8 protein-coding genes are annotated in these 12,043 nt (G+C 70.4%); 2 read left to right on the top strand and 6 right to left on the bottom strand.

The window, feature by feature from the left end; translation table 11 throughout:
• Positions 1 to 208: 208 nt before the first annotated feature.
• Complete coding sequence (locus TMO_RS02170; RefSeq protein WP_041604791.1) at positions 209 to 910, top strand: cysteine hydrolase family protein; 702 nt, start codon at positions 209 to 211, stop codon at positions 908 to 910.
• 36 nt (positions 911 to 946) lie between these two features.
• On the opposite strand, the gene TMO_RS02165 is transcribed toward TMO_RS02170, so the two are convergent.
• Genes TMO_RS02165 through ptsP form a run of 3 tightly spaced genes read right to left on the bottom strand, consistent with a single transcriptional unit; the run spans position 947 to position 6,283 of the window.
• Entirely contained in the window at positions 947 to 2,728 is a 1,782-nt protein-coding gene (locus tag TMO_RS02165; protein ID WP_014743941.1) for a fructose-specific PTS transporter subunit EIIC, read from the bottom strand.
• A gap of 34 nt (positions 2,729 to 2,762) precedes the next feature.
• Entirely contained in the window at positions 2,763 to 3,743 is a 981-nt protein-coding gene (gene pfkB / locus TMO_RS02160) for a 1-phosphofructokinase (RefSeq protein WP_014743940.1), read from the bottom strand.
• A complete protein-coding gene (ptsP, locus tag TMO_RS02155) occupies positions 3,740 to 6,283 on the bottom strand; it encodes a phosphoenolpyruvate--protein phosphotransferase (RefSeq protein ID WP_014743939.1) in 2,544 nt (847 codons plus the stop codon). Before ptsP ends, pfkB begins: the two co-directional genes overlap by 4 nt.
• Positions 6,284 to 6,560: 277 nt before the next feature.
• Between ptsP and TMO_RS02150 the strand changes: the two genes are divergently transcribed.
• Positions 6,561 to 7,571: a LacI family DNA-binding transcriptional regulator gene (locus TMO_RS02150; RefSeq protein ID WP_014743938.1), complete on the top strand. Its 1,011-nt coding sequence runs from the start codon at positions 6,561 to 6,563 to the stop codon at positions 7,569 to 7,571.
• Between the two features lie 123 nt (positions 7,572 to 7,694).
• Here TMO_RS02150 and TMO_RS02145 read toward each other — a convergent pair whose 3' ends face one another.
• Genes TMO_RS02145 through TMO_RS28945 form a run of 3 tightly spaced genes read right to left on the bottom strand, consistent with a single transcriptional unit; the run spans position 7,695 to position 12,034 of the window.
• A complete protein-coding gene (locus TMO_RS02145) occupies positions 7,695 to 8,051 on the bottom strand; it encodes a P-II family nitrogen regulator (RefSeq protein WP_014743937.1) in 357 nt (118 codons plus the stop codon).
• 46 nt (positions 8,052 to 8,097) lie between these two features.
• Entirely contained in the window at positions 8,098 to 10,572 is a 2,475-nt protein-coding gene (locus TMO_RS02140) for a DUF2309 domain-containing protein (RefSeq protein WP_014743936.1), read from the bottom strand.
• Positions 10,565 to 12,034 carry a proton-conducting transporter membrane subunit gene (locus TMO_RS28945; protein WP_014743935.1) on the bottom strand — a complete coding sequence of 490 codons (1,470 nt, stop codon included), beginning with the start codon at positions 12,032 to 12,034 and terminating at the stop codon, positions 10,565 to 10,567. The genes TMO_RS02140 and TMO_RS28945 overlap by 8 nt, the downstream gene beginning before the upstream one ends.
• Positions 12,035 to 12,043 lie beyond the last annotated feature (9 nt).

Genomic DNA, 12,043 nt, shown 5'->3' with positions numbered 1-12,043 from the left:
ATGTTGCAATTCATTTTCATTCGCAAAATATGTGACCCCATATATCCCAACACTGCGCAGTCTTTGGCGTGCACTGCGCATTCTCAGGTACGACGGTGCAGCTGGGGGCTGGATCGTCCCGCCCCACCCCATCTACCATCGTCGGCACCCCTGCGCATGCTGGCGCGACGATCCGGATCGTCGCGCCGACCAGGAGAATCTGCGCGTGATGCATGTCTATATCGATGGTGCCCGGCAGCCGCTGGGCGCCGGGTTCGACGACTATCTGAACCCTGGCCGCACGGCGGTGGTGTCGATCGATCTGCATCGGGGCCATCTGGAGGATGATCCCGACTGCCCCTGCCCCGCCCCCAGGGCGCGGGCGATCGTCGGGGGCGTGAACCGGTTTCACGCCGCGGCGCGCGCGGCCGGCGTGCCGGTGATCCATGTCCGCAGCACGCTGCGCAAGGGCGGCGTCGACGACATCGCCGGCATTCCCTCGGCCTGGCGGCGGGTGTTCCCGCTTCATGTCGGCCCGATCCCCAATTCCGACGGCCATGCGATCGAAGGCTCGCACTGGACTGAGTTCGTGACCGAGGTCGACGATCGCGATCTGGTGGTTTCGGGCAAGAAGCGGCTTTCGGCCTTCTACCCCACCGATCTCGACTTCCTGCTGCGCAATATGGGCGTCGAGGCGCTGATCCTGAACGGCTGCCTGGCCGATTGCTGCGTGCTCAACACCGCCTTCGACGGCTCCAATATGGGCTATCGGGTCACGGTGCTGCGCGATCTGGTGGCGGGCACGACCGGGGACCTGGAAGCCGCATCGCTGAAGATCGTCGCCATGCATCTGGGGCTGGTCGCCGATGCGGAGGATCTGCTCGGCGCCTGGCAGGAGCGGCAGCCCGCTGCAAAAAAGCGGGCGGGATGATCGCCATCCCGCCCGCGAGCCCAAAGGCAGACCGGCTTAAACCGCGGCCGGTGCCGCGGGTTTGGCCAGCGGCTTTTTCAGGATGCGCAGCATGATCGCGGTCACCACCGTGCCCGCGATCAGCGCGACCAGATAGCCGCCGAGCGAGACCACGGCATTGGGGATCGGCAGCACGAAGATGCCGCCATGGGGCACTTTGAGCTGGGCGCCCACCGCCATCGAGATGGCGCCGGCAAGGCCCGAGCCGACCATCAGCGACGGGATCACCCGGAACGGATCGCGCGCGGCGAAGGGGATGGCCCCCTCACTGATGAAGGCGAGGCCGAGCACCGCCGCGGCATTGCCCGCCTCGCGCTCGTCACCCGTGAACCGGCCGGGGAAGAGTTTGGTCGCGAGCGCAATGCCGAGCGGCGGGGTCATGCCGGCCGCCATGGCCGCCGCCATCGGCCCGTAGATCTCGGAGGCGATCAGGCCGGTGGAAAAGGCATAGGCGGCCTTGTTGACCGGCCCGCCCATGTCGAAGGCCATCATCAGCCCGATGATCAGGCCGAGCAGGATGGCGCTGCCGCCCTGCATGTTGCGCAGCCAGTCGCTGAGCGTCGCCAGGAGCTGGGCCACCGGCTCACCCACCACAAACAGCATCAGCAGCCCGGTGAGCAGCGAGCCCAGGATCGGCAGGATCAGGACCGGCTTCAGCCCCTCCAGATTCTTGTGCAGGCGGATGTTGCGATTGAGCCAGGCGGTGCCGTAGCCGGCGATGAAGCCGGCCACGATGCCGCCCAGGAAGCCAGCGCCGATCTGGGTGGCGATCATGCCGCCGATCATGCCCGGGGCGATGCCCGGCCGGTCGGCGACCGAATAGGCGATATAGCCGGCGAGCGCCGGCACCATCAGGGCGAAGGCGCCCTTGGCGCCGATCTGGAACAGGGCATAGGCGAGCGTACCCTGATTGGCGTCCTCATAGGCATAGATGCCGCCCAGCGCGAAGGCGATCGCGATCAGCAGGCCGCCCGTGGTGACGAAGGGCAGCATGAAGGAGACGCCGGTCATCAGATGACGATAGGGACCCGTGCGGCCGGATCCCTGTCCGGCGGCCGCCTTCGCCGCAGCCGGCGCCGCATCATCCGGGGCCGCAGCGCCCTTGCCCTGAAGCTTCGCCTCGGCGAAGGCGCGGTTGATCAACCCCTGACCGTCATTGATCGCAGGCTTGGTGCCGGAGAGATAGACCCGCTTGCCGTCGAAACGCGACAGGTCGACCTGCGTGTCAGCCGCGATGATCACCAGATCCGCCGCACGGATTTCTTCGGCCGTCAGGCCGTCGCGCGCGCCAACCGAGCCTTGCGTCTCCACCCGCGCCTCGTGCCCCAGCGCCTTCGCCGCCTGGAGGATGCCCTCCGCAGCCATGAAGGTGTGGGCAATACCGGTCGGGCAGGAGGTGATGGCGACGATCCGCCGGCCGCCGGCCTGTGGCGCAGCAGTGGCCGCCGCCGGGGCGGGTGCCGCCTGCCCCGCCAGGGCACGGGTGAGCACCGCCGCCGGGTCGCGCAGCACATCGTCGACGCCTGCAGTCGTCACGGCCTTACCGGCGAAGCGCGGATCACCGCCGCTGCCGCCGATGGCCAGCACCGCATCGGCATCGGCGATGGCGGCGGCGGTCAGCACATCGCGGGCGGTCTCGCCGTCGTGGAATTCGATCGCGATCGCATGACCGCCGTCATGGGCATGCTTGCGCAGCGCTTCGGCCGCCAGCACCGCCCGTGTGCCGAGCCGTTCGGTCCCGGCCTCTTCGGCCGTGATCACAGCCACCAGTTTCGACATGTTTCCCCCTTCTGCCGGATGATGCGGCAGCGGATCAGTTCCGGACCTGAAGACGGTCGGCGATATCGGCCTCGGCCAGATGCACGCGGGCCATGGCCGCCTCGACCACGCCCCGCGCCGGCAGATGCGGCCCCACAAGGCCAAGCTTGGTCGCGGCGAAAGCGGTGCCGGCGCGGGCGATCCGCTCCAGATCCCCCCCCTCCGCATGGGCAGCGACGATACCGGCAACCATGGCATCGCCCGCCCCCACCGTGCTCAGCACGCGCTCGGGCGGCAGGCCGGCATGGATCGCGCGGGTGGCGGTCACAAACAGGGCCCCCTCTGCCCCCATCGAGACCACCACCAACGCTATGCCCCGCGCCACCAGTCCCTGCGCCGCCGCCAGCAGATCGGCCCTGGTTTCGAGCCGCCGGCCGGCCCAGGCGGCAAGCTCGTCCCGGTTGGGTTTCACGCAGTCGGGCAGCGCATCCTCGTCGGCACCCAGGGCGGTGGCGAGCGGCGCACCGCTCGTATCCAGCACCACCCGGGCGCCGCGGGCGCGGAGCCTGCGGCAGAGATCGGGATAGATCCCGACCGCCACCCCAGAAGGCAGGCTGCCGGCCAGCACCACCACCGATCCGGCCCCAGCCACCTCGTCGAGCACGGTGCGCAACCGGCCGAGATCGGCGGCCCCGACTGCCAGGCCGGGCAGGTTGATATCGGTGGTGTCGGCTGCGGCCAGATCGGCCAGTTTCACATTGACCCGGGTTTCTCCGGGCACCCTGAGAAAGCGGTCGGCGATGCGGCCGGCGGCGAAGATCTCGTCGAAGGCAGCGGCATTGTCGCGCCCCAGAATGCCGGTCGCGGTGACCCGAAGCCCCCAATCGGCCAGGCAGCTTGCGACATTGACGCCCTTGCCGCCGGGGCTGCGTTCCACCCGCTTCGCCCGATGAACCTCTCCCGGCACCAGATGGTCGATCACGATCGTCTGGTCGATCGCCGGGTTGAGGGTGACGGTGATGATCGCGGCCGTCATGCCCCGAGCCTCGCCTCCAGCGCCCGGACATCGGCCGCGGTGCCGGCGGCAAGGGCCTCTTCGGCCAGCGCCTTCAGCGCCCCGTGGTCCAGGCCGCGCAGCCGGGCCTTCACCGCCGGAATATCGCGCGGCGTCATCGACAGCTCGCGCACACCAAGACCGGCCAGCAGCGCCGCGCCGAACGGATCGCCGGCGATGCCGCCGCACACACCGACCCAGCGGCCGGCACGGGCGGCGCCTTCGACCGTCATCCGGATCAGGCGCAGCACGGCCGGATGCAGGCTGTCCGCCTCGGCGGCCAGGTCCGGATGCTGACGGTCGATCGCCAGGCCGTACTGGGTGAGATCGTTGGTGCCGATCGAGAAGAAGTCGACATGGGGGGCGAAGACATCCGCCTGCACGGCGGTCGACGGCACCTCGACCATGATGCCGAGCGGCACTTGCGGCGCATCGAGATCGGCGCGGATGCTGTCGGCGATCCGGCGCAGCTCCAGCACCTCGCCCAGCGAGGTGATCATCGGGAACATGATCGAAAGCTTCGCGCCCTCGCGGGCGGCGCGATAGAGCGCACGCAGCTGGGGTTCCAGCAGATCGGGCCGGCGCAGCAGCAGCCGGGCGCCGCGCACGCCGAGGAACGGGTTCTCCTCATGCGGCAGATGCAGATGCGCCACCTGCTTGTCGCCGCCGATATCGAGCGCCCGCACGATCAGCGGCCGGCCGTCGAGCGCCGCCGCCATGTCGCGGTAGAAGGCGTACTGCTCGTCCTCATCCGGCGTGCGGTCGCGTTCCAGGAACAGGAATTCCGTCCGCATCAGGCCGACGCCCTCGGCCCCCTGATCGAGTGCCAGCGGCACCTGATCGGGCCGGTTGACATTGGCCCCGATCTCGACGGTATGGCCGTCGGTGGTCCGGGCCGGCAGACCCCGTTCCTCCGCCGCCCGCGCCCGCAGGGCCGCCTGCTCGTCGGCCCAGGCGCGGGCGGAGGCGAGCGCCGCATCCGACGGCTCGACATAGAGCCGCCCGGCCTGACCATCCAGGATCACCTGGGTGCCGGGGGTAATGTCGAGCAGCGCACCGCCTCCGGCCACCATCGCCGGCAGCCCCAGCGTGCGCGCCAGAATCGCGGTATGAGAGGTGGGGCCGCCCTGGGCGGTGGCGAGGCCGATCACTTTCCCCGTATCCAGCCCGGCCGTGTCGGAGGGCGACAGATCGGTGGCCAGCAGGATCACAGGCCCCTCGGGCAGGTCACCGATGCCGCCCTGGGCGAGGCCCGGCTCGATCCGCAGCAGCACCCGCCGGCCGACATCGCGCAGATCCGCGGCCCGGGCGGCGAGGACCGGATTGTCGGAGGCCGCCAGCCGCCCGGCCAGCCGCTCCACCGCCTCGTGCCACGACCAGGCGACGCCATGGCCTTCGACCATCAGCTGGCAGGCAAGGGTCACCAGATCGGCATCGTTCAGCAGCTCAGCCTGGGCCTCGAAGATCTTCGCTTCCGCAGCCCCCAGCCGGCGGGAGGTATCGTCGGCCAGAACCTTGAGCTGCTCGCGGGTCAGCTGCAATGCACCGTGGAGGGCATCGCCGCCCTCGATCAGCGAAACCGGCCGATCCGGGACCGTGATCGGCCCGGACGCCAGCACATGGACCCGGCCGATGGCGATGCCGGGCGCAGCAGGCAGGCCGGCCACCGGCACCAGCCCGGCATCGGCGGGCGGGGTCCAGCCGGCGACCGGCGCGGCGGCCCGCTCGGCCGCTCGGCCGGCTGCCGCCCGCTCCTCCTGCCCCAGGCGATCCATCACCGCCTTCATCTGCTGCAGCGCCCGGGCGGCATCGGCCCCTTCGGCAGAAACCCGGACGCTGTCGCCCTGCTTCAGACCAAGCTGGAGCAGCGGGATCATGTTTTTGGCGTCCGCCGCCTCGCCGCCATGGCGGATACGGATCCGGGCCTGGAACCGCCGGGCCGTATCGGCCCAGACAGAGGCGGGACGGGCATGAAGGCCGGTCGGGTAGTCGACCGCCCAGTCGAAGCCTTCGGCGAAATCGGTCGCCTCTCCCGCCGCAGCCGCGGGCAGATCTTCGCCCGACAGCGCCCGGATGATGTCTTCGGCACGGCTGGTGCGGGTGAGTTCGGCCAGCCGCGCCTCGTCGTTCAGCAGCCGGGTCAGGCGACGGAGGATCGCGATATGGGCATCGGATCTGGCGGCGATCGCCACCACCAGGCGGGCGGTCTGGCCGTCATTCCAGGTCACGCCCGCCGGCACCTGCAGCACCGCCACCGCATTGCCATGGACCAGCGCGCGGTCGTCGACCATGCCATGGGGGATGGCCACGCCGGCGCCGAGGAAGGTGTTCGCCACCGCCTCGCGCTTCAACATGCTGTCGACATAGGCCGGTGCGCAGACGCCGGCGGCCACCAGCATCTGCGCCGCCTCGCGGATGGCTGTCGCCTTGTCGGCAGGGACGGCCCCCAGCCGGATGAGATCGCGGCGGATGGCGGCGGCGCCGTCGGCCGGCGGCGCGAAGAGCTCGGGGGCTGGCGTCATCGTCTGGTCTTCCTCCCCTGCCCGGCCGTCTGGGTCCGCCCCTGTTGTCGGGGCCACCGGGCGTGTCGACAGGCACGCCCCCGGGCGGCCCGCGGGGCCGGCTTGGGGCGTGCGGAATTTTCGTGCCGAACGGCACCTCGGGGTGAATTGAAATCGATTACACAAACACTGTCAAGACAGCACCCTTTCACACATATGCTGCACCGCAGCAAATGCTTGCATTCCGCCAGCCGATGGGCGAAAATCCGATCTACGGAACTGAAAACGATTTCAGGCTATGTCCACGCTCAAGGCCAGAATTAAGGATGTCGCCCGCGAAGCCGGGGTCTCGGTCGCAACCGTCTCCCGGGCATTGACCGGCGGCCCGGTCAGCGCACAGCTGCGCGACAAGGTCGATGCGGCGATCCGCGCCACCGGCTATCGCCCCAATCTGTCGGCCCGACGGCTGCGATCGCAGCACAGCCGGACGATCGGACTGATCGTGTCCGACATCCGCAACCCCTTCTTCACCGCGGTCAGCCGGGCGGTGGAAGATGCCGCCTACGAGGCCGGCATGCGGGTCATCCTGTGCAACACCGACGAGAACCCTGAGAAAGAGGCGATGTATCTGCGCCTCATGCAGGAGGAACGGGTGACCGGGCTGATCTTCGCACCCACCCGCACCTCGGCCGAGGCCCTGTCGCAGACCGCGCTCGACTTCCCGGCGGTGCTGATCGATCGCGTCGGCCCCCCGGGCCTGCACGATGCCGTGGTGCTCGACAATGCCGCCGCCGCCCACACCCTGGTCTCGCATCTGATGGAACAGGGCTATCGCCGCATCGGCGGCCTGTTCGGCAACACCAGCACCACCGGCATCGAACGCCATGCCGGTTTCGCCGCGGCCCTCGCCACCCGCGGTCTGCCCGCCCCCGCCCGTTTCGTTCCGCCCACCGCGGATGCGGGCGAGGCGGAGCTGCTGGACTGGATGCAGTCGGCCGATCGCCCCGATGCGCTGATCGCCAGCAACGGCCAGCTTCTCCTGGGCGTCGCCCGTGCCGTCCGCCGGCTGGGGCTCAGCATGCCCCACGATCTGGCGGTTGCCGGTTTCGACAACGAGACCTGGACCGGCCTGGTCGGCCCCGGCCTGACCGTCATCGAACAGCCGGTGCACGAAATCGGCACCACGGCGATGTCGCTGCTCTTCGACCGGCTGCAGCGTCCGGGGGGCCCCGCCCGCAAGATGGTGCTCTCGGGCCGGCCGATCCTGCGCGGCTCAACCGGGGCACGGCTGCGCGCCGTCGCCAACTGACCCTGCCGCGACCGATACCGACAGATCGGCCCACGACGAACGCACACGTGCACGTGGCCCGGGGGCCACGTGCACGTCCATGCTTTGGCTGTCGACCGGCCTCATCGCCGCTGGTCGCGAGAATCATCCGGCCTCGGGCCGGGTGAAGTGCTCCAGGCGCACCACCTGCACATCCGAGATGAACATCACCCCCGACTGTTTGCGGAAGAGCGGCGCCAGGCCGGCGGCGATCCGACGGATGGCATTCTCAGGCGCCACGGCGAGCAGCATCACCAGGCTGGCCTGGTCGTTGAACAGCAGCCGCCCCTCCTGGAAGCGGTGATGCCCCTTGCCGGCGACGTCGCGGATGAGGGTGTAGCCGGAGACGCCCGAGTCGTCGAGCAGGCGCCGGACAAAGGGCTCGGTCTCACCGATGACGATGATCTCGATCTTCTTGAGCGGGTGGAACAGGATCTGATCGGAAGCGGCTGCGTCGGTCATGGGTACGTCTCCTCGGGATCGGATCGGGGCCGGATCAGAAATCGGTTCAGGCCGGAATCGGGGTTGCGGAGGCAAGGGCACCGGTCTCGGACATCACCTCGGGCGCCTGTTCGGGCAGCGCCTCAATCCAGGTGCCGCTGCGGTCGCGCCGCCAGCTGCATCCGGTTTCGGGATCGAGCACCGCGAGCGCGACCCAGCCATTGTCGAACAGGGTGGAGAGCACGGCATGGCGTTCGATGGCCGCCTCCACCCGGGTACGCGGCGCCTGGACCACGGCCATCAACCGAAGCGGCTCGTGCCGGATCTGGCCGTCCGCCACCATCACCGACTGGAGCGGCAGACCGACGGCGAGATCGGGACCATTGCCCTTCAGCACGCCGAGACCCGCCACCGGATCGTGGATGGTCTTCGACCCTGCCCCCCAGGTGTCGTTGTCGAGCGTCGAGAACAGATACTGGGTGTTGATCCACTCCGCGACCACCATCGGTGCGGTCAGGATCACTTCCAGGAGCCGGCCGTCGGCATCCGCCTGCCAGTCATAAGAATGCAGGAAGGTCCGCCCGCCAAGGTCGAGATGGCGGGTGAGCGCCCGATCGCCGACGATGAAGGCGGCATTGCCGGCCAGCGCCCATTCGGGCCGCACTTCGGACCAGTCGGCAGCCCGCTTTTCCACCGCCCGGACCGGATCGACCGCATCGGCACCGGTCAGGTGCGACACCCGCTCGGCAGCCGCCGCCCGCCGCGCCCGGTCCAGATCGGCCTGGAGCCGCCGGAAGCTCTGCCGGGACGCCGCCACCGGATCGGGATCGAGCGCGACCCGATCGGTGGTGGTGTCGTGCTCTGCCGACAGGAAGCGGGTGATCTCGGGGATCACGATGCCCCGCTCCGCCAGCGCCGCCCGCACCGCCGGCGCATTCAGCAGCGCCGCCAGGATCCGGGCGTTGGGCCCGCCCCGATTGCCGCCGCAGGCACCGCAATCGAGGCCCGAGGCGAAGACGTTGTTGACCGTATGACCGCCATGACCGCAGAAGACCACCAGCTCGGCGAAGCCCTTGGTCAGGCCCATCACCCGCAGTGCCCCCTCGGCGAAGAAGGCCTGCTCGGCGGGCGACAGCCCCAGGATCAGATCCTCCGCGTCGCCATGGTGGTGGTGATGATCATGGTCGTGATCATGATCGTGATGCAGATCCAGGCCCGGCGCCACCGGCACCTCGGGCATGACGGCCCGGCCGAAGCCGGTCGACAGCCGCTCCGCCAGCCGGGGGGTCAGCGTGCGCAGCATCATGGCCGCACCATGGACAAGGCCCGTCGCCTCGATATAGCCGAAGCTGCCGGCAACGCCCGCCTTCAGCTCCTTGACCAGGGACTTCAGCCCGCCCAGCCGCCGCCGGCCGGCAAGGTGCCGCACCGCCAGATCCGCCGCCTCGGGCAGCGGGTGTTCGTCGACCAGATGACGGGGCCGGAGCAGCACCGGGCAGGAGGCATGGGGGTCATCCTCGCCGAAGGGCCGCACCGCGACCGGGACGCCGAAGAAGCCGGCGAAGCCGAGCGTCGCCCAGGGGCCCGTCGCCTCCAGATGCCGCCGCAGCACTTCCGAGCGCACGTCGATGCAGAGAACGATCTGACCGAGGGGCTGCGCCGAACCGCCAGCATCCGCGGCGGGCGGGGTGGAGGTCAGCATCGTCAGCAGCCGCTGGCGATGGCTTTCCTCCCAGGCTTCCAGCGCCACCAGACCGGCCGGTGCGCGCAGCCGCCTGTCCGCGGGCCCGGCCGGTGCCGCGACCGGCGGCAGGGTCACCCCCAGCAGATCCGCGAGCGCCAGCCGCACGGCCACATAGTCGAGCAGAGAGGCAGGGGCGACGGCGTTCCAGGGATGATGCCCCCCTTCGGCCACCCGCCAGCGCAGATGCGCAACCCAGCCCGGCAGGGCGACCAGATGGGCCCGGATGATGTCTTCCCGGGTGGCTGCGTCCAGCCCGCCCAGCCGCTGGTGAACCAGCACCGCCGGATCGTCCGGCAGCCGGTCGATCCGGCGCCGGTCGGGGATCGCCCGATCATGGCGCGCCAGCCGCCGCCAGGCCCGGTAGAAGCCCAGCTCCCGATCCGGCATCGCCCATGTCGCCTGCCCCTGGTCGAGGAAGGCAGCAAGCCAGAAGCCGGTCAGCCGGTCGAGGTCTGCGGCGGCGCCGATGGCCGCCTGCCGGCCGGGCACGACCTCGTGCCGCAGGGCCTTGATCAACCGGTCGGGATCGGCCAGCTCGGGCCGGCCGTGGCGCAATGCCGCAACCGTCAGCATGGTGGTGGAGATGCGGCCATCCGCCAGGGCCGGGGCCACCATCCCGGCATCGGGCCAGGGCCGGCCGCCGAACAGCCGGGCCGCCTCGGCGGTCGCCGCCTCGAAGGGCAGATCCTCAAGCCCCTGAAGGGGGTTGATGGCAATCATGGTGTGGAGGGGCCGCCAGGGAGCGATGCAGGCGGCAGCGGCTTCGATCTCGGCCAGGAGCCGTGCGGTCTCAGGCATGGGAAGCACCCTTCGTGACGGAGGAGGTGGTGGCAGCGGCGGGCCGTGCCGCCGTGGCGAAGAAGGTCCAGGCAGCGGCGGCCCGGCGATCGAGGCCGAGGGCGATTCCGCCCCAGCCCATGAGCAGCGCCACCGGCAGCAGAAGGTGATACAGGGCGAGCGGCTGCGGTGCCGCCGCGACGCCCGTCAGGGCATCGACGATCAGAATGACGGCGCCGTAGAGACCGCCGGCGATCAGGGCCGCCACCGGCAGCGCCAGCAGCACCACCATGGTCCGGGCGCCGGTGCGCAGCACACCGGTTGCAAGCTGCAGCCCGGCCAGGCCCGCGATCGCCACCAGGATGGCGCCGGTATCGACCCGGCCCCCAAGCGTGGCGTCGAGCTTGCCGGTCACCAGGGCGAAGCCGGCGCCTGCGGCGATGGCCGCAGGCCAGGCGAACATCAGGCGGGACGCCGTCACCGGCACCGACGCCCGGGGTGCATGGGCACCGGCCAGCGCCGAGCCCGCCCCCAGGAAGAGGCTCGCCTTGTAGAGCCCGTGCAGAACCAGATGGGCAAGAGCGGCGCCGGGGAAGCCCAGTGCGGCCTGGACCGTCATATAGCCCATCTGCGCGCTGGTAGAGGCAGCCAGCCCCCGCTTCACACCCGCCTGTGCCCGGGACGCGGCAGTCCCGATCAACATCGCGAGGCTGCCCATGGCGAAGGCCGCGACGGTTGCCGCCGGCACCGCTTCAAAGACCGGCAGGGTCCGCAGCATCAGGATGCCGCCGGCATTGACCAGGCCCGCATGCATGAAGGCGGAGACGGGGGTGGGCGCGGTCATCGAGGCCATCAGCCAGCCATGGGCGGGCGGCAGGGCGCACTGCACCACGACCACGGCCACGAATCCGAGAGCCGCAAGGGTGACCATCATCGGATCCGCCGCCGGCAGCCCCGCCGCAAGCGCCGAGAAGCGGTCTGCACCGGTGGCCAGCCAGAGCAGAAGCAGGCCGCCCCCCAGAAGCACCGTGCCGCCGATCAGGCTGCGGCGCGCAAGGGAGGCGGCGGCATCGGCGGCCGCCCAGCCCCGGACATGGCCGATTGCCCGCGGCAGCACCAGTGCCACGACCGACCAGGCGACCAGGAAGGCGAGCATATGGTCCGAGGCGGCCAGGGCCAGAGCGGCAAGCGTCAGGATGCCGAGCCGGAGATCGAAGCCGCGACGGTCGCGATCACCGTCCATGTAGCGCCAGGCGAAGCCCTGTACCAGGGCGGACAGGCCCAGCACGGCCGTGGCCAGGAAGAGCGCCGCCCTGTCGATGGTGAGCGGGCCGAGGGTAATGCCGTCGCCGACCGGCAGCGCCACAAGCGCAGCCGCTGCCGCCAGCGCGGCCGCGCCGGTCAGATGGCGAAGCCCCGGGCGACGGCCGGAAGCCTGCGGCAGGGGCTGAGCGCTGCGGATCGCTGTCTGAAAACCGGTCATCTGCGGACA

It is taken from the genome of Tistrella mobilis KA081020-065 (assembly GCF_000264455.2).
GTDB lineage: Bacteria > Pseudomonadota > Alphaproteobacteria > Tistrellales > Tistrellaceae > Tistrella > Tistrella mobilis.
The sequence above is the reverse complement of the archived record's forward strand: the minus strand, read 5'-3'. Positions and strand labels throughout refer to the sequence as shown.